At 60.9% G+C, this 21,891-nt stretch carries 20 protein-coding genes; 9 read left to right on the forward strand and 11 right to left on the reverse strand.

Translation table 11 applies throughout. The features are described 5' to 3' along the window. Positions 1–27 precede the first annotated feature (27 nt). Positions 28–648, reverse strand: coding sequence for a TetR/AcrR family transcriptional regulator (locus ACPYOP_RS06530; protein ID WP_481409577.1), 621 nt, complete (start codon positions 646–648; stop codon positions 28–30). 82 nt (positions 649–730) lie between these two features. Between ACPYOP_RS06530 and ACPYOP_RS06535 the strand changes: the two genes are divergently transcribed. Beyond that, the gene (locus tag ACPYOP_RS06535; protein WP_481409578.1) at positions 731–1,132 is read left to right on the forward strand and encodes a hypothetical protein; all 402 of its coding nucleotides are present in this window, start codon (positions 731–733) and stop codon (positions 1,130–1,132) included. A gap of 32 nt (positions 1,133–1,164) precedes the next feature. Beyond that, positions 1,165–1,791 carry a glutathione S-transferase family protein gene (locus tag ACPYOP_RS06540; protein WP_481409579.1) on the forward strand — a complete coding sequence of 209 codons (627 nt, stop codon included), beginning with the start codon at positions 1,165–1,167 and terminating at the stop codon, positions 1,789–1,791. 46 nt (positions 1,792–1,837) lie between these two features. Here the strand turns inward: ACPYOP_RS06540 and ACPYOP_RS06545 are convergent, their stop codons facing one another. The 3 genes from ACPYOP_RS06545 to recA all read right to left on the reverse strand — a co-directional run bounded on the left by ACPYOP_RS06545 (position 1,838) and on the right by recA (position 6,744). Next, the gene (locus ACPYOP_RS06545) at positions 1,838–2,689 is read right to left on the reverse strand and encodes an AraC family transcriptional regulator (RefSeq protein WP_481409580.1); all 852 of its coding nucleotides are present in this window, start codon (positions 2,687–2,689) and stop codon (positions 1,838–1,840) included. A gap of 136 nt (positions 2,690–2,825) precedes the next feature. Continuing rightward, positions 2,826–5,486 (reverse strand): alanine--tRNA ligase, encoded by a 2,661-nt coding sequence (alaS, locus tag ACPYOP_RS06550; protein WP_481409581.1) that lies wholly within the window; start codon positions 5,484–5,486, stop codon positions 2,826–2,828. 172 nt (positions 5,487–5,658) lie between these two features. Continuing rightward, positions 5,659–6,744 (reverse strand): recombinase RecA, encoded by a 1,086-nt coding sequence (gene recA, locus ACPYOP_RS06555; protein ID WP_481409582.1) that lies wholly within the window; start codon positions 6,742–6,744, stop codon positions 5,659–5,661. A 239-nt stretch (positions 6,745–6,983) separates the two neighbouring features. Here recA and ACPYOP_RS06560 point away from each other — a divergent pair, with 239 nt between their 5' ends. Both ACPYOP_RS06560 and ACPYOP_RS06565 read left to right on the forward strand, forming a co-directional pair. Next, positions 6,984–7,928, forward strand: coding sequence for a carbohydrate kinase family protein (locus tag ACPYOP_RS06560; protein ID WP_481409583.1), 945 nt, complete (start codon positions 6,984–6,986; stop codon positions 7,926–7,928). Positions 7,929–7,974: 46 nt separating this feature from the next. Beyond that, entirely contained in the window at positions 7,975–8,901 is a 927-nt protein-coding gene (locus ACPYOP_RS06565; protein WP_481409584.1) for a pseudouridine-5'-phosphate glycosidase, read from the forward strand. A 64-nt stretch (positions 8,902–8,965) separates the two neighbouring features. On the opposite strand, the gene trpS is transcribed toward ACPYOP_RS06565, so the two are convergent. Together trpS and cckA are read right to left on the reverse strand one after the other, a co-directional pair. Further along, positions 8,966–9,985, reverse strand: a complete 1,020-nt coding sequence (gene trpS, locus ACPYOP_RS06570) for a tryptophan--tRNA ligase (protein ID WP_481409585.1) — start codon at positions 9,983–9,985, stop codon at positions 8,966–8,968. Positions 9,986–10,198: 213 nt separating this feature from the next. Continuing rightward, the gene (gene cckA, locus ACPYOP_RS06575; protein WP_481409586.1) at positions 10,199–12,856 is read right to left on the reverse strand and encodes a cell cycle histidine kinase CckA; all 2,658 of its coding nucleotides are present in this window, start codon (positions 12,854–12,856) and stop codon (positions 10,199–10,201) included. Between the two features lie 252 nt (positions 12,857–13,108). Here cckA and ACPYOP_RS06580 point away from each other — a divergent pair, with 252 nt between their 5' ends. Then, entirely contained in the window at positions 13,109–14,038 is a 930-nt protein-coding gene (locus ACPYOP_RS06580; RefSeq protein ID WP_481409587.1) for a flagellar biosynthetic protein FliO, read from the forward strand. A gap of 88 nt (positions 14,039–14,126) precedes the next feature. Here ACPYOP_RS06580 and dksA read toward each other — a convergent pair whose 3' ends face one another. Beyond that, complete coding sequence (gene dksA, locus ACPYOP_RS06585) at positions 14,127–14,546, reverse strand: RNA polymerase-binding protein DksA (protein ID WP_120664152.1); 420 nt, start codon at positions 14,544–14,546, stop codon at positions 14,127–14,129. Positions 14,547–14,827: 281 nt separating this feature from the next. Here dksA and ACPYOP_RS06590 point away from each other — a divergent pair, with 281 nt between their 5' ends. Then, a complete protein-coding gene (locus ACPYOP_RS06590) occupies positions 14,828–15,319 on the forward strand; it encodes a SixA phosphatase family protein (RefSeq protein ID WP_481409588.1) in 492 nt (163 codons plus the stop codon). Positions 15,320–15,435: 116 nt separating this feature from the next. Here ACPYOP_RS06590 and ACPYOP_RS06595 read toward each other — a convergent pair whose 3' ends face one another. Then, positions 15,436–16,350, reverse strand: a complete 915-nt coding sequence (locus ACPYOP_RS06595; RefSeq protein WP_481409589.1) for an ABC transporter substrate-binding protein — start codon at positions 16,348–16,350, stop codon at positions 15,436–15,438. Between the two features lie 344 nt (positions 16,351–16,694). Here ACPYOP_RS06595 and ACPYOP_RS06600 point away from each other — a divergent pair, with 344 nt between their 5' ends. From ACPYOP_RS06600 to ACPYOP_RS06610, 3 genes are all read left to right on the forward strand, one after another. Beyond that, positions 16,695–18,170: a YcjX family GTP-binding protein gene (locus tag ACPYOP_RS06600; protein WP_481409590.1), complete on the forward strand. Its 1,476-nt coding sequence runs from the start codon at positions 16,695–16,697 to the stop codon at positions 18,168–18,170. Beyond that, entirely contained in the window at positions 18,167–19,258 is a 1,092-nt protein-coding gene (locus ACPYOP_RS06605) for a YcjF family protein (RefSeq protein ID WP_481409591.1), read from the forward strand. Before ACPYOP_RS06600 ends, ACPYOP_RS06605 begins: the two co-directional genes overlap by 4 nt. Positions 19,259–19,362: 104 nt before the next feature. Then, on the forward strand, positions 19,363–19,914 hold the full coding sequence (locus ACPYOP_RS06610) for a hypothetical protein (RefSeq protein ID WP_481409592.1): 552 nt from the start codon (positions 19,363–19,365) through the stop codon (positions 19,912–19,914). A gap of 73 nt (positions 19,915–19,987) precedes the next feature. Here ACPYOP_RS06610 and folK read toward each other — a convergent pair whose 3' ends face one another. Genes folK through folP form a run of 3 tightly spaced genes read right to left on the reverse strand, consistent with a single transcriptional unit; the run spans position 19,988 to position 21,800 of the window. Then, entirely contained in the window at positions 19,988–20,515 is a 528-nt protein-coding gene (gene folK / locus ACPYOP_RS06615; protein ID WP_481409593.1) for a 2-amino-4-hydroxy-6-hydroxymethyldihydropteridine diphosphokinase, read from the reverse strand. Further along, on the reverse strand, positions 20,499–20,870 hold the full coding sequence (gene folB / locus ACPYOP_RS06620; RefSeq protein WP_481409594.1) for a dihydroneopterin aldolase: 372 nt from the start codon (positions 20,868–20,870) through the stop codon (positions 20,499–20,501). Before folB ends, folK begins: the two co-directional genes overlap by 17 nt. 54 nt (positions 20,871–20,924) lie before the next feature. Continuing rightward, on the reverse strand, positions 20,925–21,800 hold the full coding sequence (gene folP / locus ACPYOP_RS06625; protein ID WP_481409595.1) for a dihydropteroate synthase: 876 nt from the start codon (positions 21,798–21,800) through the stop codon (positions 20,925–20,927). Positions 21,801–21,891 lie beyond the last annotated feature (91 nt).

The following is a 21,891-nucleotide window of genomic DNA, read 5'->3' on the forward strand; positions in this document are numbered from 1 at the left end:
GGCGGGGGCCTGCCCCGCCGTCTGCATTCAGGAGCAGTGGCCTTGTCCGCCGCCACCATTCGGCGCGTGAAGGCGCATGAATGATCGCAATGCCTGTTCTGAGCGGGCGATAACTTGCTCTTCGTCAAGCTCAGGCAAAGCGCCGATAACCCGGCGGATCTGAAGATCGCCGGTTAGCAGCGACAGCCAGGTTTCGGCCGCCTCCAATGCATCGGGAGCATGGATGAAGCCGCGCCTCGTCAATTCCGCGAAGTAATCAGCGATTTTCGGCAGAACGGTATTCCTGCCTCGTGCAGCTAGCATTCGGCCCAACCCCTGCAATTCGTTCGCCTCCGCCGCGGCAATGCGATTGAGCAAGACGGCGCGCTCACCGAGAAGCATGCGCAGAAGCGCCGTCCCCAGCCGCTGGATAGCGGCATTCACGTCCTCTTCAGGGGAAGGGATTGCAATAGTTGCAGCATTATAGGCAACCATTGCCTCAAAGAGGCCAGGCTTGCCGCCGAACCAGCCATACAAGGTCTCCTTGGATGCGCTGCTGCGCCGGGCAAGCGCTTGCATCGACAACGCCGCATAGCCTTCCTTTTCCACCATGACAAATGCGCATTCGAGGATTTCTTCTTCGCGCTGGCGGCGTCTCTCGACTCTCATAGCGGCTCCATTGACAAAAACCGTACATAGTCGTACGGATAATTCCCGTACGCATATGTACGGATATCAAATGGAGAGTCACATGTCCATGTTCGATAAACGAAATGCCATCTTGGCCCGTATGTGCCTGGTGATGCTGGTCGTTCTTCAGTCCGTGATGCTCCTGTCCCTTTTCTTTGGCATCGAGCCACATCCGCCCCGCGTCATACCATTATTCGCAATGAGCCCCTTTCTGGCCGTTTCCATCGCCGTTTCTGTTTTGGGACTGATTGTACCCGGTGAGATGCCTCACCTGCGGGCCGGTCTTCAAACCGCCGCCGCGGCGACAGCACTGATATGCTTCGGCCCACAGAAATGGTGGGACGACCGCATCGGTGAAATTTGGCCAGCGGTGATCTCTGGTGAAATCGCAGCTTTTATCTTGCTGTGGCTCGCGGCCTGGCATTATCTGGATAAGAAGGCATCGCCAAAGAACTCACCCTGATAAAATGACCAGTAGTCTGCTGAGGAATTATTATGACTGAGAATTTGGTTTTTTACACCAACCCGATGTCGCGCGGACGCGTTGCCCGCTGGATGCTCGAGGAAATCGGCCAGCCCTACCGCACCGAATATCTCGACTTCGGCACGACGATGAAATCGCCGGAATATCTTGCGGTCAACCCCATGGGCAAGGTGCCGGCCATCAAGCATGGCGATACCATCGTCACCGAAGGTGCCGCCATCTGCGCCTATCTCGCAGAAACCTTCCCACAGGCAGGCCTTGCCCCGACGGCAGCAGAGCGCGGCCGCTATTTCCGCTGGATGTTCTTTGCCGCCGGCCCGATGGAAATGGCGGTGACCAACCGTGCCCTCGGCTTCGAAGTCCCGCCGGAACGCTTGCGCATGGCCGGCTGCGGCAGCTTCGCGAATGTGTTTGATACAATCGAGCACGCCGTCACGACCTCGCCTTTCATCGCAGGCGACCGCTTTACGGCCGCCGACGTCTATGTCGGTTCGCATGTCGGCTGGGGCCTCAACTTCGGCACCATCGAAAAGCGCCAGGCTTTCATCGACTATTGGGGCCGGGTCAGCGACCGCGACGCCTATCGCCGCGGCAACGAGATCGATAATGCCGCGATGCCGAAGCCGGCTAATGCCTGATAGTACAAGATGTTGAGAGGAAGTCCTCTATAGAGATCTTATGCCGCTATTTCAGCGGCATATAAATATCGGTCAACAGCTCCGTCGGCGGCACGTCGCGCGGGTTGTTGATATATTCCTCGAACATGATGGTATCGCGCAGCTGCCGCCCCGAGGCCGGCAGCCATTGCGCGTACAGCCATTGATAGGCCTTGTGCATGTCGGCATAGGGGCCTTTGTGGCGCAGCACGGCATAATCGCCACCATCGAGCGAACGCTGCTCAAACGGCATATCTACGGTCATTCCTTGGCCAGCGGTGACGCAGGCATAGGAACGCAGCTTGTCCGTCTCCACGACATCGGGATCGTCGAGATAGACGCCGATCATGCGCATATCCGGCCCGGCGAGGCCACGAGCAAAGATGGTGCCGAACAAGGTTTCGAAAGCCTGGCCGATCTGCATATAGGAGCCGCGATGGGCGACACCGATCAGTGACATCGGAGAAATGGTGCGAAGCGTAACGTCGAACATGACCGTAATCCTTCCTTGGGTGCTGGGTTCGAAGATCGTATGGCTTCCCTCATTCCGATATCGCGCCGGCGGCATGCCGTAGACGGATCTGAAGATGCGGTTGAACGACTGGAGGTTGGGATAGCCCGACCGCTTTGCAATGTCGCTGACGGAGAGACGGGTGTTTACGAGATCGCCGGCGGCACGGTGCAGCCTCAGCCGCTTGACGGTCGCCGCCGCCGTCTCGCCATAGATCGCCCGATAGATCCTGTGCCAGTGATAGCTGGACATGCAGGCGATCTCGGCGAGCTTTTCCATATCGAGTTCATCGTCCAGATGCTCATGGATATAGGCCGAAACCCGCCGCAACCGGGTCTCGTAAAGCGTCCACGCCGTTCCGCCACTCATGTCAAACCCCTTGCAAATCGATCGGCTCGACAAGACCATAACCCGATTTGACAAATCCTGCGGAGCTGCCTGCGCAAAGAAAAATGGCGAATGCCGCAGCATCCGCCATTTTCGCGATTACAAGAAAATTGAGCCTTTAGCCGGCGAGAGCCGCAGCAACCGCCTCAAGCGCCTCATCGGCCTTGGCGCCATCCGGGCCACCAGCCTGCGCCATGTCGGGACGGCCGCCGCCGCCCTTGCCGCCGAGGGCTGCCGAAGCGACGCGAACGAGATCGACGGCGCTGAAGCGGCCGATAAGGTCTTCGGTAACCGCGACGACAGCGCTTGCCTTGCCATCTTCGGAGACACCGATCAGCGCAACGATGCCGGACCCGAGGCTGGCCTTGGCTTCATCGGCCAGACCCTTGAGATCCTTGGGATCGACGCCGGAGATTGCCTTGCCAAGGAACTTGACGCCGTTGACGTCGCGAACGGCATCGGCAGGGCCACCCTGACCGCCGCCCATGGCGAGCTTGCGCTTGGCGTCAGCCAATTCACGCTCGAGCTTGCGGCGCTCATCCATCAGCGCTTCGACGCGTGAAACCACGTCCGTCGGCTGGACCTTCAGCGTGGAGGCAAGGCTCTTCACGCGCTCATCCTGCTCGGCGAGATAGGCAAGCGCGGATTCGCCGGTCACCGCTTCAATACGGCGTACGCCGGCGCCGACTGCGCTATCGCCGAGAATGCGCACGAGACCAATCTGGCCGGTAGCCGACACGTGCGTGCCGCCGCAAAGCTCGATGGAATAGGGCTTGCCGGTCTTCGCGCCACGCACGCCCTGCCCCATCGAAACGACGCGGACTTCATCGCCATACTTCTCACCGAACAATGCCATCGCACCTTCGGCGATCGCATCGTCCACGCTCATCAGGCGGGTCGTGACGGACGAGTTCTGCAGGATGATCTCGTTTGCCATTTCCTCGACGACTTTCAGCTCCTCGGTCGTCATCGGCTTCGGATGCGAAACGTCGAAGCGCAGGCGCTCGGGCGCAACTAGCGAACCCTTTTGAGCGACGTGGGTGCCGAGCACTTCACGAAGCGCTTCGTGCAGCAGATGGGTCGCGGAATGGTTGGCGCGCAGGCGCGAGCGCCTTGCATGATCGACCGTCAGCACCGCGGCATCGCCGACCTTGATCGTGCCTTCCGAGACTTCGGCGACGTGAACGAAAAGTCCCTCGCCCTTCTTCTGGGTATCACCCACCGTCAGCTTGCCGTTGTCGCTGGAGACAGCACCGGTATCACCCATCTGACCACCGGATTCGCCGTAGAATGGCGTCTGGTTGACGACGATCTGCACCTTGTCGCCGGCAAAGGCGCTATCGACGGCAACGCCGTCCCTGACGATTGCCTGGATCACGCCTTCGGCAGATTCCGTATCATAGCCGAGGAATTCCGTCGCACCGAATTTTTCCTTGAGCTCGAACCAGATGGTCTCGGTTGCCTTGTCGCCGGAACCGGTCCAATGCGAACGCGCTTCGGCCTTCTGCCGCTCCATGGCATCGGTGAAGCTAGAAATATCGACGCCGATGCCGCGGGCGCGCAGCGCATCCTGCGTCAGGTCAAGCGGGAAACCATAGGTGTCGTAGAGCTTAAAGGCGGTTTCGCCGTCCAGGCTGTCGCCCTTGTGCAGGTCCGAGGTCGCATCGTTGAGCAGCGACAGGCCGCGTTCCAGCGTCTTGCGGAAACGGGTCTCTTCAAGCTTCAGCGTTTCTGAGGTCAGCGCCTCGGCGCGCACCAGTTCCGGATAGGCGCGGCCCATCTGCTGGATCAGCGCCGGCAGCAGCTTCCACATCAACGGATCTCTCGCGCCGAGCAGCTGCGCGTGGCGCATGGCGCGACGCATGATGCGACGAAGCACGTAGCCGCGGCCTTCGTTCGATGGCAGCACGCCATCAGCGATCAGGAAGGCGGAGGAGCGCAGGTGATCGGCGATGACGCGATGGCTAGCGCGATGCTCGCCCTCCGCCTTGACGCCAGTTGCCTCTTCCGAGGCTTCGATCAGCGCGCGGAACAGGTCGATATCATAATTGTCATGCTTGCCCTGCAGCACGGCGGCAACGCGCTCGAGACCCATGCCGGTGTCGATCGACGGACGCGGCAGGTCAACGCGCTGTTCCTTGGTGATCTGCTCGAACTGCATGAAGACGAGATTCCAGATCTCGATGAAACGGTCGCCGTCTTCTTCGGGAGAGCCGGGAGGGCCGCCCCAGATATGATCGCCATGGTCGTAGAAGATTTCCGAGCAGGGACCGCACGGGCCGGTATCGCCCATCGCCCAGAAATTGTCGCTGGTGGCGATGCGGATGATCTTGTCGTCGGAAAGACCGGCGATCTTCTTCCAGAGATTATAGGCGTCGTCATCGGTGTGATAGACCGTGACCAGCAGGCGCTTGGCATCGAGGCCGAATTCCTTGGTGATCAGGTTCCAGGCAAGCTCGATGGCGCGCTCCTTGAAATAGTCGCCAAAGGAGAAATTGCCGAGCATCTCGAAGAAGGTGTGGTGGCGCGCGGTGTAGCCGACATTGTCGAGGTCGTTGTGCTTGCCGCCGGCGCGAACGCATTTCTGCGCCGTGGACGCCGTCGTATAGGGACGCTGCTCCAAGCCGGTGAACACGTTCTTGAACTGCACCATGCCGGCATTGGTAAACATCAATGTCGGATCGTTGCGCGGCACCAGCGGGCTCGACGGCACGATCTCGTGACCGTTTTTCTTAAAATAGTCGAGGAAGGTCGACCGGATTTCATTCACACCGCTCATATGGGGCCCTTCAGTCCTGCGCTCAGCAACTTGCGTCAAAGTCAGTGGCTTTTATCGTTCGCTCCCGGCGCTGTCCAGCCGCACGAACAAAACCGGCCGCACATCCCTTGGACAATACGGCCGGTTTCGAATTTTAGTCTCACATCAAGCCCGGGATTGCTCCCGGAAATCTTTATTCTCCAGAGGATTCGCCATCGTCGGCATCGGGACCGCCATTCTGCAGGAAGCGATCGGCGATCAGGCCGGCATTCTGGCGCAGCGACAATTCGATTTCGCGCGAGAGATCCGGATTGTCGCGCAGGAAGATTTTCGCGTTCTCGCGGCCCTGGCCAAGGCGCTGGCTGTTATAGGAGAACCAGGCACCCGACTTCTCGACGATGCCGGCCTTGACGCCGAGATCGACCAGCTCGCCCGTCTTGGAAACGCCTTCGCCATACATGATGTCGAACTCCACCTGCTTGAAGGGAGGCGCCATTTTGTTCTTGACGACCTTCACGCGGGTCTGGTTGCCTATCACCTCTTCGCGCTCCTTGACGGCGCCGATGCGGCGGATATCGAGGCGAACCGAGGCATAGAACTTCAGCGCATTACCGCCGGTCGTCGTCTCCGGCGAGCCGAACATGACACCGATCTTCATGCGGATCTGGTTGATGAAGATTACCATGGTCTTGGACTTCGAGATCGAAGCCGTGAGCTTGCGCAGCGCCTGGCTCATCAGTCGGGCCTGCAGACCGGGAAGGCTGTCACCCATCTCGCCCTCGATTTCGGCGCGCGGCGTCAATGCCGCAACGGAGTCGACGACGAGAACATCGACGGCGCCGGAGCGAACCAGCGTGTCGGTGATTTCAAGCGCCTGCTCGCCGGTATCGGGCTGCGAGATCAGCAGGTTCTGCAGGTCGACGCCGAGCTTGCGGGCATAGACCGGATCGAGCGCATGTTCCGCATCCACGAAAGCGCAGATGCCGCCCTTCTTCTGGGCCTCTGCGATGGTCTGCAGCGCCAGCGTCGTCTTACCCGAGCTTTCCGGCCCGTAGATTTCGATGATGCGCCCCTTCGGCAAGCCGCCAATGCCAAGCGCAATATCGAGGCTCAGAGAGCCGGTGGAAACCGTTTCGATTTCGACCACATTCTCGTTAGAGCCGAGCTTCATGATCGAGCCCTTGCCGAACGACCGCTCAATTTGAGAGAGTGCCGCTTCAAGTGCCTTGCTTTTATCCACCGATTTGTCCTCTACAAGCCGCAAAGAATTCTGAGACATCCGATCCACCTTTAGGTTATTGAAGCCGCTCTAGCAATGTCGCCGCCGATGAGAATTCTGTACTCTATTTGTTCTCTTATCGCAAGGGCACAACAAGCGATTGAAAGAAAAAGGTAAAATGAATTCCGTTCTATTTTTGTTTTCTTCTTTCTTCCCAGGCACTTGCATGGCCGGAACGGTGAATTGCGAGATGTTATCGATCCGTCCGATTCGTCCTTTCGACCGCTGAGGAAAACCATATGGCGAAGAAGATTCTCGTTCTCGGCGGTGCCCATATCGACCGGCGCGGCCGCATCTTCGGCGAGACGGCACCCGGCGCCAGCAACCCCGGCGCATGGTTCGAAGAGCCCGGCGGCGGCGGCTTCAATGCGGCACGAAATCTCGCCCGCCTGGGCTTTAACGTGCGGCTCATCTCGCCACGCGGCGGCGATCCCTCGGGCGAAATGGTGGCAGAAGCGGCAAACCATGCCGGCATCGACGACCGGCCCTTCGTTTTCCTCGATCGCAAGACGCCGAGCTATACGGCGATCCTCGAACGCGACGGCAATCTGGTCATCGCGCTTGCCGACATGGAACTCTACAAGCTGTTCGTCCCAAGACGTCTGGCGATTCGCGCCGTTCGCGACGCCTTTGAAGAGACCGATCTCGTTCTCTGCGACGCCAATCTGCCGGCCGAAACGTTAGCCGCGATCGCGGCAAGAGCGGCCGTCTGCGGCAACCCCGTCGCGGCCATCGCGATCTCGCCGGCGAAAGTCGTGCGGCTGAAGCCAAGCCTTGCCGGCATCGATCATCTGTTCCTCAACGAAGCCGAAGCCGCCGCGCTGACCGAAAGCCGGCCGGAAGATCCGCTCGAATGGGTAAGCGGATTGCGCGCCCTCGGCCTGCGCAATGGCGTCATCACCCGCGGCAGGCGGCCGCTGATCGCATTTTCCCCCGATCTCGTCGTCAGCCTGCAGCCGCCCGTCGTCGACGACGTCGCCGATGTCACCGGGGCGGGAGACTCGCTCGCTTCGGGCGTTCTATCGGCCCTGCTTGCCGGACATGATCTCGCAGAGGCAATCCGCCACGGTGCGGCCGCCGCCGCGATCACCGTGCAATCGCCCTTCGCCACCGCCGAAAATCTCTCTCCAGAGCTTTTGAAGACGATGTTGGCCCTTGTTCCCAAGGCCGAAATTCTGTCATGAAGCCTGCTCAAAACGCGTATACTGTTTCAGTGAATTGGAAACGACAATGACCCAGCCTATCTCGCCACTGCTTCCGATCTCCTATTCGAAGGAAGTTGCCGCCGCCAAGCTGCGCGGCGCCCCGCTCGTGGCACTGGAATCGACCATCATCACTCACGGCATGCCCTATCCCGGCAATATCGAGATGGCCCGCAGCGTCGAAGCAATCATCCGGCAGGAAGGCGCAGTTCCGGCAACCATCGCCGTCATCCACGGCACACTGCATATCGGTCTTGAGCCGGAAGAGCTGGAAACCCTTGCCAAGACGGAAGGCGCGATGAAGGTCTCGCGCGCCGACATCGCTTTTGCGATCGCCGAGCGCCGCACCGGCGCGACCACCGTCGCCGCCACCATGATCGCCGCTGCCCGCGCCGGCATCAAGGTATTCGCGACCGGCGGCATCGGCGGCGTGCATCGCGGCGCGGAGGAAAGCTTCGACATCTCGGCCGATCTTGAAGAGCTCTCCCGTACCGGCGTCATCGTCGTCTGCGCCGGCGCCAAGGCGATCCTCGATATTCCGAAGACGCTGGAAGTATTGGAAACGCGCGGCGTTCCGGTGGTAACCTACGACAGCACCGAATTCCCGGCCTTCTGGTCGCGCTCTTCCGGCCTGGCAAGCCCGCTGACACTGAACAGCCCCGCTGCCATCGCCAATTTCCAGTCGACGCGCGAGCAGCTCGGCATTGATGGCGGCATGCTGATCGCCAACCCGGTTCCGGAAGCGGACGAAATTCCGCGCGAGGAAATGGAAATCTATATCGAGCGCGCCCTCGACAGCGCCGAGCGCGACGAGATCACCGGCAAGGCCGTCACGCCCTATCTGCTCAGCACCATCTTCGACATCACCGAAGGCCGCAGCCTCAAGACCAACATCGCGCTTGTCGAAAACAATGCGCGTCTGGCCGCCGAAATCGCCGTCGCTCTGGCAGAATAATCAGAGCTGCAATAAATATAAAGAACGGCCGGGCGCTTCAAAAGATCGTCCGGCCTTTCTTGTTTCAGGTCAGCGAGAACAGGCCCAGCGCGGCGCGCAATTCGGCAAGCGTCGCCTCCGTCCGCTCCCTCGCCTTTCTTGTCCCTTCGCGCACGACTTCCATGACATAGTCCGGCTCGGCGGCAAAGCGTGCACGACGCTCACGGATCGGAGCCAGCAGCGCCTGAAGGATATCCTCAAGATGTCTCTTCAGGGTGACGTCACCGAGACCGCCACGGCGATAATGCGCCTTCATGTCGTCGACCAACTGCCGATCCTCACAGAAGGCATCCAGATAGGTAAAGACGACGTTTCCCTCGACCCTGCCGGGATCGCCGACACGAAGGTGATCCGGATCGGTATACATGCGCCGCACCGCATCGCTTATTTCATTCGGCGATGCCGAAAGCGGGATGGCGTTGCCCTGGGATTTGCTCATCTTCGCCTTGCCGTCGACACCTGGCAGGCGCCCCACGCTCGGCACCATCGCCGTGGCTTCCGTGAGAACGTCGCGCCCGATCTGCCGGTTGAGGCGGCGAACGATCTCGTTGGTCTGTTCGATCAAAGGCGCCTGATCCTCGCCGACCGGAACGACCGTCGCCTTGAAGGCGGTGATATCGGCCGCCTGTGCCACGGGATAGCAGAGAAAACCGGCCGGCACGTCGCGTTCGAAGCCGCGCAGCTGGATTTCCGTCTTGATCGTCGGATTGCGCTCCAGACGGCTGACCGTGACGAAATTCAGATAAAGCAGCGTCAGCTCCGCCAGCGCCGGCAAGGCAGATTGAACGCAGATGGTCGTCAGCGCCGGATCGATGCCGACGGCAAGATAATCGATGGCAACTTCGAGAACGTTGCGCCGGACCTTGCCGGGATCATGGGCATTGTCGGTCAGCGCCTGCGTATCCGCCAGCAGCAGGAATTGCCGATGGCTGTGTTGAAGCGCGACGCGGCTTTTCAGCGAGCCGACGTAATGGCCGAGATGGAGTGGACCTGTGGTCCGATCCCCCGTCAGGATGACGGGGCGGGTATCGGTGGGGGAATGCATTTCGTTGCTCCGCAAAAGGAGCCGCCGCAATCGGGAAGGGAAAACGGAAATGGACCATGCCTGCCGGATCACGGCGGCAGGGTCGATTTCAAGACATGACGACTGCCGCTCCTAGAAGGAGCGCCACCACAAACGGCAGATGGGCTTGGCAAGATCGATCATGCGCGGGGTGATAGCATCTTTGCGCTGCAATCGGCAACAGCCGCTTCTCGTTTAGTTCTTGTCCAGCGTCTCGCGCACGACGACGGCAAGCTGCTTCAGCGAGAACGGCTTCGGCAGGAAGCCGAACTGCGCATCCGCCGGCAGATTGCGGGCAAAGGCATCCTCGGCATAGCCTGAGACGAAGATGAACTTCATGTCCGGATATTTCTTCCGCAGTTCCCGCAGCAGCGACGGTCCGTCCATCTCAGGCATGACGACGTCTGACACGACAACATCGACCTGGCCATCGAGCTCGTCCATGATGTCGAGCGCCTCGACGCCGGAGCCGGCCTCGTAGACGGTATAGCCGCGCGTCTCGAGCATGCGCTTGCCGCCGCGCCGCACCGCCTCCTCGTCCTCGACCAGCAGCACGACAGCGGACTTGCCCGTAAGATCGGCCGGTTCTTCCGGCGGAGCCACGATGCCGACGCTCTGATCCATGGCCGCGACATCGCGGCTTTCCGGCGCCTTTGCATCTGTTACGGCCGGCATTTCGACGACATGGCGCGGCAGGAAGATGCGGAAAGTCGTTCCCTTGCCCACTTCCGATTCCGGCTGGATATAGCCGCCGGACTGCTTGATGATGCCGTAGACCATCGCAAGGCCGAGGCCGGTGCCCTTGCCCACTTCCTTCGTCGTGAAGAAGGGCTCGAAAATCTTGTCCATGATCTCGGGCGCGATACCGGTGCCGGTATCGCTGACCTCGATGAGCACCATGTCTTCATGCGGCAGATAGGGGTAATTGAAGGCGCTGACATCGGCCGCGAGCAGATTGCGGGTGCGTAGCGTCAGCTGGCCGCCGCCGGGCATGGCATCGCGGGCGTTGACGCAAAGATTGATAATCACCTGCTCGAACTGCGAGAGATCGGTTTTGACAGGCCAGAGATCGCGGCCGTAATCGACATCCAGCTTGACATGCGTGCCGGACAGCAGCCGATCCACCAGCATGCGCAAGTCGCCGATTACGTCGGTGAGGTTCAGCACCGTTGGCCGCATGGTCTGCTTGCGCGAGAAAGCGAGCAACTGCCGCACCAGCACCGCCGCCCGATTGGCGTTGCGCTTGATTTCCATCAGATCCGCGAAGCTCGCATCCGAAGGCCGTGCCTGCAGCAGCAGATGGTCGGACGACAAAAGGATCGCGGTCAGCACATTGTTGAAGTCGTGCGCGATGCCGCCTGCGAGCGTACCGACGGCATTGAGCTTCTGCGTCTGCGCCATCTGCGTCTCGAGCGCCTTCTGCTCGGTCACCTCGACGGCATAGACGATAGCGGCCTCTTCCGGCGCCTCGTCGGTCTGGTCGATCACCGCATTGATATAGAAGCGGAAATGCCGTGCCTCGTCCTTCGGATTGCGGGAGTCGATCGGCGGAATGTCGCCCTGCCGGTCCTTGGCGGCCGCCAGCGCCTGCTGCAGCTGTGCCCGGTCGCTTTCGTTGACGACGCTCTCCAGGGCGGCGCCACGCTCGATATCGTCGCGCGATACCAGATCCGAGAAAAGCTTCAGGAACGGCGCATTCGTCCGCAGGATGCGACCGTTGCCATCGACGGAAGCGATCGCCATCGGCGTATTGTTGAAGAAGCGGCTGAAACGCATGGCGGCAGCCGAAGCGGATTGCTCCGTGTCGGCACCATTCTGCCGGGTCAGGACGATGGTGCGGCTCTCGCCTGGAGCACCATCGCGCATCGACGTGACGCTGTGAACGATCTGCACCGGCAGGCTCTGGCCGTTGGCGCGACGCAGATCGAGATCGAGCGTCACCGTCTTCTTCAAGCCGGGCTCCGCCTGAACGGACTGGATCAGCGCCAGCCCCTCGCCGGCCACCAGATCGCCAATCGTCATCGAGCCGGGAACGAACTTGGTGAGGTCAAAGCCCAGCCATTCCGCAAGCGTCGCATTGAGATAGAAGATTTCGCCCTTGCGGCCGGCGGAGAAGAAACCGGCCGGCGCGTGATCGAGATAATCGATCGCGTTCTGCAATTCCTTGAAGAAGCGTTCCTGATCGTCGCGCTCGGAGGTGATGTCGGTGATCTGCCAAATATGCAGCGCTTTGTTGCTATCCTGCTCCGGCGGCAGCACCCGTGCTTTCAGGCGATACCAATGGGCTCCCTGGCCGATCCCGTTGAAGGGACCGAGCGGCTTCAGCAACCGGAACTCCTCCGATCCCTCCTTGCCGTCGCGCAGACCATTGGCGAGACGATACAAAGCCTCGTTGGATTCACGGTTTCGCGACAGCAGCATCTCCAGCGACTGTACTTCCGTCGCCTTGGCGGCGCCAGTCAGCCGGCCATAGGCGGCGTTGGCGTAGACGATGCGTCCCTTCTCGTCGGTAATCAGCGTCCCGTCCGGATGGCTGTTGAGAAACGACCGCGCCAGGCTGTCGGACTGCGGCTGCGGCATCACCTCGACGAAGCCGATGATCGAGGAAACGAGGAAGAAGATGCCGACCATGGCAAGAATGCCGAGACCGCCGAGAACCGCTTCATTGTCGAGCTGGCTCTTGAAGACGACGAAGGCCGCGGCAGCGGCCACGAGAACGAGCGCCAGCAGGATGATGCGCAGCACGGTTCCAGAACGAACCCCGCGATCCACCAGCGGCACGCTATACTCGTCGGACGGACGCTGCTTCGTCATAAACCCCTCGTCTCCGCCGTTCTCCTCGCGACATGTCATACACGTTAAGGATCGCCGGAGTCGGACCTTTCGAATCTTCTTTATCAATTTGCGTCATCGGCAAAAAGCTTTGCCGAGCCAGAAAGGCTTGAATTCACAGGCAATAGAGCACAAGAGGTATCAATCGCATCTTGTCTCCGCCGCGATCCTGCTCATATGATCGCCGCATAGGAAGGCCAAGTTCAAGGCATCTACCCGCCGTAGCTGCATAATAGGCCGCGACGTCGGGGAAAAATACGGGAGTATCTCGACATGTTGGACGACATCGCCGGAGCCTATGGCAGCCGTTTCCTCCTTGCAGCCGGTGGGGTCGGCATCGCCCTGATCGTGCTGATCGCCATTCTCTGGGTCTTGCGCAATCGAGCGCCTTCTCCCTTCGTGCGCGGCGGCAAGAACCGCCAGCCGCGTCTGCAGGTGCTGGACGCCGCCGCCGTCGATGCCCGCCGCCGTCTCGTGCTCGTCAGGCGCGACGGTATTGAACATCTGATCATGATCGGCGGTCCGACCGATATCGTCATCGAGTCCGGCATCTCCGATCCAGCGCGCGCGGGCGTGGCCGCGACACCGGTCGAAATCCCCCCGGCATATGAAAGCCGGCAGCAACAGCCGGGAAAGGCTGCCGAGCTCGATACCCCTCCCGCAGCGCCTCCACAGCGTCTGCAATCCACCGGGGACAGGATCGAAGCCTATCTGCGCTCCGAAACGCCCGTTGGCCCGGTTTTGGAGCCGGCGCCGACGCCGCGCGTGGCTGCCGAACGTCCCCAACTAGCCGCTGTCAGTCCGCCGCAACCAGCTCCCCAAACCGCTCCGACCATCAGCGAATCCGAGGTCGCCGACATACTGGACGCCGCCCGCCATGTCGTCCTGCCGCAGCAACAGCCGGCTCCCGTTCGCCCAGTGCCCGTCGAGCCTGTCGCCGCAGCTCCGCGCCCCGTTGAGCCCGGCAACGATTTCCAGCGCATACTCGAAGCCGAAATGTCGAAAAATCTGACTGCCGAGCGGATCATTCCCAATGCACCGGCGCCACGGCAGGTGCAACAGCAGCCCGCTCCATCGCCGGCACCAAGCCCGGCGCAGAGGGTCGAGCCCGAACTTGCGCCGCCGCTGACTGGTGCCGACAGTGCCCTCCAGCAGGAAGTGGCGCGCATCTTCGGCGAAATGAGCGTCAGCCGCGACAAATAATGCGCGGCGTGAAATGCCGGAAACGAAAAAGCACGAGAAACGGATTCCTCGTGCTTTTATTTAGTACCCAGTCGAGCCGACAGCTCGATCATTCGTCGCGATAAACCTTTTCCCGGCGCTCGTGGCGTTCCTGCGCCTCGATGGACAGCGTCGCGATCGGACGCGCGTCCAGGCGCTTCAGGCCGATCGGCTCGCCGGTCTCTTCACAATAGCCGTAAGTACCGTCTTCAATACGCTGCAATGCGGCATCGATCTTGGAGATGAGTTTACGCTGGCGGTCGCGAGCGCGAAGCTCGATGGCTCTATCCGTTTCCGAGGAAGCCCGATCGGCCAGGTCAGGATGATTTGCGCTCTCTTCCGCCAGATGATCCAACGTTTCGCGCGCTTCTCTAAGGATATCGTTTTTCCAGGCTACCAGCTTCGCTCGAAAATAGGCTCGCTGATTCAGATTCATGAACTCCTCGTCTTCCGAGGGCACATAATTCCTAAGATCGATCTTCTCACTCAACGCGATTCTCCTGAAGAACATCTCATATGGCTGGGCTGTATATCCCAACCAATAGTGCCGGTTCAAGCCAAATAGATGCTGTCAACTGATTTTTAAATTTGTCATAAAATTCGGCTAAGGGTCTATTTTTTCATCACTTCTTCTCACTAACGCGGATTCGTGTCGCCCGTAACCTTCGCGTGAAGGTAGGATATTTGGCGTTCCGGCGGATCGCGCCGCAGTTGACTGCACATGCAAAGAGACGTTACCTCATTAAGGAAATCGAGCTCCGGAATTTCGCCATGGTCAGCATTTCGCCGCCACCCTCCAGGATTTATCTCCTGCGTCATGCCCAGGCCCAGCAGGCCGCTCCCGGCCAGAAGGATTTCGACCGTCCCTTGAGCGACAACGGCTATGCTGCAGCCGAGATCGTCGCGGACGAGGCCGCCGACAAAGGCTATAAGCCGGATCTCGTCATTTCATCCACGGCCCTGCGCTGCCGCCAGACTGCCGACGCCATGCGCCGCGCCGTCACACCCTCGACGGAATTCCGCTTTGTCGACGCGCTCTATAACGGCACGCCGGACATCTACCTGTCGCTCATATCAGCGCAGACTGATCAGGACTCGGTCATGCTTGTTGCGCACAACCCGATCATCGAGCTGACGCTCGCAGCCCTGATCGGGCGCGAGGCTATGGCCGGCGCGCTCCCGCGCGGCTTTCCGACGGCCGGTCTCGCCGTCATCGATTCCACGCCGTCAGGCTGGGTCCTGACCGACTTCGTCACCGAATAGGGATATTCGCCGAGACGCTTGTCTCGCTTCCCCGAAAAATGCGGGACTTGGCAGCAAAGACCGCCGGGTGTGAGTTAAGGACCGATTTGAAAGGATTTCGTCGTTTCTGTTGACGCTTACCCGATGATCTCATCGGCAAGCGCAAGCACCTTCGGTGGAATGGTGATACCGATCCGCCTGGCGACCGTTAGATTCGCGATCAACTCGGGCTGGGTGACGCACTCGATGGGAATATCGCCCGGCTTCGCCCCCTTGAGGATGCGATCGACCATTCCGGCCATTTGCCGGGCCGCAGCCGCGAGGCTCGTGCCGTAGGCCAGCAGCGGCTCATAGCGGGCCAAGTCTCGTCCGAACATCGTCGGCAGCCGCGCGGACACCGCCAGTTCGGTGATCTTCCGGCCGTGAGTGCTGGTGCGTGGCACCTCCAGAGACAGCAAGGCATGGGCACCTTCGCCCCTGAAAGCCTCAAAAGCCCCCTCAACGTCTTCCGCTCCCCTTAACAGCACTACTTGGGGATGCAATCCTGCGGCCTCGGCCTCAGCCGTATAGAGGTTCGGCAGCGTGTCTGGCACACCCGCATCCCCTAGGATCGCGAGCCGTGCAAGATTGGGGAGGGTTTGCTTGAGGATTTTGATCTGGGTCATCGCCTGCGCAGGGTCGAAGTTCGTCACCCCTGTGATGTTTCCGCCTGGCTGTCGCACGTCGCTGACCAGGCCGGCGGAAACGGGGTCGAGCACGACCGTAAAGACAATAGGGATATCGGAGGTCGCGCGACGTACGGCTTGGAGTGTTACCGCGCCGATCACGGCGATGACGTCAACCTCGGTGGCCACCAACTCCTCCGCGAGGACCGGGAGCCGATCAAGCTGGCCCGCCGAGAAGCGCACTTCCATTGCGAAGGTTTGGCCCTCGGCGTAGCCAAGCGCGCCGAGGCCCTCGCAGAAAGCGGCGAAGCTCGGATATGACCTATCTCCGGCGAGCAGCATGCCAATCCGCGGGAGCTTCGCACCGATCGGATGTTCCTTGGTCATAGCGATCCTCATCTGGACAGATCGAAGCTAGGCAATTGCCTGCAATCGGAGCATTTTTTCGATCGACTCTGGCCCCCACCATTCCCTGGCATAGGCGTGGCCATGTAAAGGCTCATATAACAGCACCTACCCGCAACGCCGCAATCTTAAACCGGTCTCCAAGCGTTCCGCTCCAGAAATGGAGCCGGAAGCTACCGGACAAGCTCAATCAAGTCTGATGGTTCTTGCTACCGAATGCCGGAAAAACATCCGCTCCCCTGATTGCAGACGTTTACGTCTTCATCTTTTCGGAGCAAGTTTCGATCCCTATATTCACGGTCACGCTGTCATCCAGGGATCCCGCCTTGCCCCCAAGCCTGACCTCTTTTACCGACGACGCCCTTATTGCCTTTGACAATCTCGCCGATCGCGCCGCCGGCCTCGTCAACCCCACAATTCGTCTGGGCGTCACAGGCCTCTCCCGTTCGGGCAAGACCGTCTTCATCTCCTCACTGGTGCATAATCTCCTGAATGGCGGCCGCCTGCCGCTTTTCGAGCCGGTGCAGTCCGGCCGCGTTTCCGCCGTTCGCCTCGAGCCGCAGCCGGATGATGCCGTGCCGCGCTTTCAATATGAGGATCACATTCGCGCGCTCGTCAAAGACCGCACCTGGCCGGATTCGACGCGCGCCATCTCCGAGCTACGCATCACGCTGGAGTATCAAAGCGCCAGCGGCTGGAACCGCCTGTTCTCGCCAGGCCGTCTCTCCATCGATATCGTCGATTATCCGGGCGAATGGCTGCTGGATCTGCCGCTGCTCGCCAAGGATTTCCGCGCTTTCAGCGAGGAAACGCTGGCTCTGGCGAAAACCGGCATTCGCGCCGAACTGTCACGTCACTGGCTGGAGATGACGGAGCAGGCCGATATCGCTGAAACCGCGGACGAAATGAAGGCACGCGACCTTGCGACCGCTTTCGCCGACTATCTGAAGGCCTGCAAATCCGACGAACGCTCGCTTTCCACACTGCCGCCCGGCCGCTTCCTTCTACCTGGCGATCTCGAAGGCTCACCTGCCCTTACCTTTGCGCCGCTGAAGCTGCCGGCCGAAGGCGCTGCTCCCAAAGGATCGCTATGGGCGATGATGGAGCGCCGCTATGAGGCCTACAAGACTGTCGTCGTCAAACCCTTCTTCCGCGAGCATTTCGCCCGCCTCGACCGGCAGATCGTCCTTGTCGATGCCCTGCAAGCCATCAATCGCGGCCCCGAAGCGGTGCAGGATCTAGAACGGGCGCTGACGGACGTGCTGGCATGCTTCCGCCCCGGCACGAACTCCCTGCTCTCCTCGCTGCTCGGCCGCCGCATCGATCGCGTGCTGGTCGCCGCCACCAAGGCCGACCACCTCCATCATGAAAGCCATGACCGGCTGGAGGCGTTGACACGCCGCCTCGTCGAACGCGCCATAGAGCGTATCGGCATGGCGGGTGCCGGCATCGAGGTCATGGCCATCGCCTCCGTGCGTGCGACTCGAGAGGCAACCGTGACCCGCGACGGACAGACGCTTCCTGTCATCGTCGGCACGCCGATGAACCAGGAAACCATCGCCGGCGAACTGTTCGACGGCAATCGCAAGACCGCGATATTTCCCGGCGATCTCCCGGAAAATCCCCGCTGGCTGTTCGAAGCTTTTGAATCGGATGGGGCAGAGGTCCATCTGCCCGAGGTGAACGTGGTGCGGTTCCGTCCGCCGGAGCTGGACGAAACCGGCAGCGGCATCAAGCTGTCAGTGCCGCATATCCGCCTTGACCGCGCCATGCAGTTCCTGTTCGGAGACCGTCTCGCATGACGAAGCCGACCGAAAACGGGCCGAACGGCAACCGCCGCCCCGCCGCCTTTACGCTGGAACCGGGCGTCTCCGGAAAAGATACCGATATCAGGTCCATCCCGCCGGCGGTGCGCAAGCCGCAGAGCTTCAATACAGATGTCGTCCTGACTTCGGACGAAGAAGATCCCTTCATCAATCCGACCCTCGACGCCGATGCGGACGGAACCGCCATAGCCAGGCCGCGCCGCAGGGGATTCTCCTTCGGCAAGGTGGCACTCGGCGCGCTCGGAATTCTCGTCTCGCTCGCTTTCGGCCTCTGGACCGACCAACTCATCCGCGACCTGTTCAGCCGGGCCGACTGGCTGGGCTATACCGCCCTTGCGGTCGTAGCCATTGGCATTCTGGCCGTACTTGCCATCGTCATCCGCGAAACGGCTGGAGTGATGCGGCTCGCCGCCGTGCAGACCATCAAGGCCGAGGCGGAGGCCGCCATCGTCGAGACCCAGCCTGCCCGCGCCAAAGCGCTGGTGAAGCGGCTCTGCACGCTGCTGGAAGCCAACCCGGACACGGCCAGAGGCCGCGCGACACTGAAGGCGGCAGAGGATGACGTCATCGATGCGCCACAGCTGATCGACCTTGCGGAGCGCGAGCTCCTCGGCCCGCTCGACCGCCGGGCGCGAGCGCTGATTGTCGGCGCCTCAAAACGGGTATCGGTCGTAACAGCCGTCAGTCCGCGCGCCCTCGTCGATATCCTCTATGTTCTTTACGAGGCGGCGAAGCTGGTCCGCGCCATGGCCGAACTCTATGGCGGCAGGCCGGGCACGCTCGGCATGATCAGGCTAATGCGCGATGTGCTCGCCCACCTCGCCGTGACGGGCTCAATCGCGGTCGGCGACAGCATCATCCAGCAACTGATCGGCCACGGGCTCGCGTCGAAATTGTCAGCGCGTCTTGGCGAAGGCGTCGTCAATGGCATGATGACGGCGAGGATTGGAATAGCGGCGATGGATCTTTGCCGCCCGCTTGCCTTCAAGGCACTCAAGCGACCCGGCATCGCCGATTTCGCCGGCGACCTCACGCCGAACATCACCGGCCGCAACCCGACGTGATGACCTGAAAATCAGGTGCTTTAGCATCATGGAAACCAAGCATTAACCATTCTACGGCAAAAGTGAGAACCAGATTTACGGTTCCGCCTCGCTAGGAAATATCCATGTTTTCGCGTCGATTTCTTCTTGTAAGCAGCTTTGCCGCCGCAGCCCTCTCTACAGGCGCTGGGGTGCAATCAGCCGACGCGGCGCCCCGCGACAAGGCCTTCTTCCAGTCGATCTCCGGCACCTGGAGCGGCCCCGGCGAAATCGTTGCCGGCAAGTACAAGGGCACGAAATTCACCTGCAACCTCACGGGCAAGCCGTCCGATGGCGGCAATGCTGGCGTCAAGCTCGACGGCACGTGCCGCGTCGGGGTCTTCCAGCAACCCATGTCGGCCGAGATCACGCAAAGCGGCGGCTCCTATAGCGGAAAATTCCTTGATGGCGCAGCCGGCAAGGGCCTCGACGTCACGTCGGGCACGGTCAACGACAATACCGTCGTCCTCGGACTGATCCGTCAGAAGCTGAACGGCGCCATGATCGCGCGCGTTTCGGACAGCAAGTCGATGAATGTCACCATCTCGGTGAAGGTCGGCGAACAGATGGTGCCCGTCATCGGCGTCACCCTGAAGCGGGCCGATGTCGACCAGATGGCAGTCGGATCGATCCAGTAAGTTTCGGATATCAACGCCCAGGAAGCAAAAGGCCGGCAAACTCGCCGGCCTTTTGCTTTTTTCATATTGCTGTTCAGGCTGTTCGCCACCAGTCGCGGCTTTCATCCGCGACTTCGATGCCCTCGACATCGACCTCCCGCAACCAGTCGCTGATCTTGCGGCCATTGACGACGAGATCGGCTGCAAAATCGGCAAGCGGCATCAGCACGAAGCCACGCTCGACCATCCGCGGATGGGGAATGGTCAAAAGCGGCTCCACCTGCAGCAGATCGCCATAGGTCAGCACATCGATATCGATCGTCCTCGGTCCCCAGCGTTCGATCCGCACCCGCTTCATCTGCCGCTCTATATCGAGGCAGACGTCAAGCAAGGCTTCCGGCGCCAAGGTGGTATCGATCGCCGCGCAGGAATTGTAGAAAAAGGACTGGTCGGTCTTGCCCCAGGGCGGCGTGCGATAAAGCCGCGACACCGAAACCACCTGGCAATCGGCGCGCTGATCCAGTGTGCGAAGGGCGAGCGCCATGGCATGGACCGGATTGTCCAGGTTACCGCCCAGACCGAGCGTCGTCCGCACCGCCAGGTTTTCAGGCAAAATGCTCAATGCTCACCTGCACATAATCGAGGACGCCCGGAACCGGGGCATTGGGCTTGCGCACCGTGATCTTGGCACGGCGAATGCTGGAAAAGCGCCGGCACAGCTCCTTCGCCACATCGAGCGCCAGCGCTTCGATCAGATAGCGACGGCGTCCGGTCACGATCTCCTCGATGACCGTGAATGCGACGCCATAATTGACGGTATCGTCGATCGAATCGCGCTCCAGCGCATCGCCCGCCTCGACATCGAGCTCGGCATCGACGAAGAAGCGCTGGCCGAGGAATTCCTCCTCGTCATGCACGCCGTGGCGAGCAAAGAAAGCGCAGTTCTGCAGAGTAATGGTGTATGTCACGGCGCTCATGGCGTCCCTCCGTTTCGAACAGGCACGACGGCGTCCGAAAAACGCTCCCTACCTTCAAGGATCATGTTTAAGTCTCGCGCGCGTTCTGAGAATAGCATCCGCAACCGCCAGCGCGTCCCTGTTGATTGCGACATTGTGTACGCGGAATAGCGCAGCTCCCTGCAGGCGCAGGATCGCGCTGGTCGCAGCCGTTCCGACATCGCGATCGGACGCATCGCGGCCCGTGACGGTGCCGATAAACCGCTTGCGCGAGGTACCGACCAGCAGCGGCAGCTCGAAGCGAAGCAGCGCATTGAACCGCGCCATCAGTTCCAGATTCTCCTCCGCGCTCTCCTTGGCAAAGCCAAAACCGGGATCGAGCACGATATTCTGCCTGTCGACACCCGCCGCCACGGCGATATCGAGCGATCGACTGAGGAACAGCATCTGGTCGTCGATCACGTCAGGCAGCTTCTGCCTGTCACGACCGGTATGCATGATGCAAAGCCCGGCCCCCGTTTGCGCCGCCACGGCGGCGATATCCGGCTCGCGCTGCAGGCCGAAGACATCGTTGACGATATGTGCGCCGGCCCCGACCGCCAGCCGCGCCGTATCGGCACGATAGGTATCGACCGAGATCAAGGCGTCAGTCCTGCCGCGCAAGGCTTCGATGACGGGCAGCACCCGCCCCTGCTCCTCGCTGGCGCTGACGGCGGCGGCACCAGGCTTCGTCGATTCGCCGCCGATGTCGATGATGCCAGCCCCTTCCTGGACGCAGGCCAAGGCATGCGCAACAGCGGCATCGACGGCCTCGTAATGCCCGCCGTCGGAAAAGGAATCCGGCGTCACATTGACGATCGCCATGATGGCACTCTCTTTGCCAAGCTCGAGGCTGCGGCCATGGGCAACATGCCATGTCTGGCTGCGAAGCTCCGTCACGAACCGTCCCATCCCATTGAAAATGAAAAAACCTTGCGCTTGATATTGCGCTCACAGTGGCTATGCCGCAAGGTTCGCCGAAGTTCAACATGGTAGCGACACG

The sequence above is a fragment of the Rhizobium sp. KNZ2-6A genome, assembly GCF_056755475.1.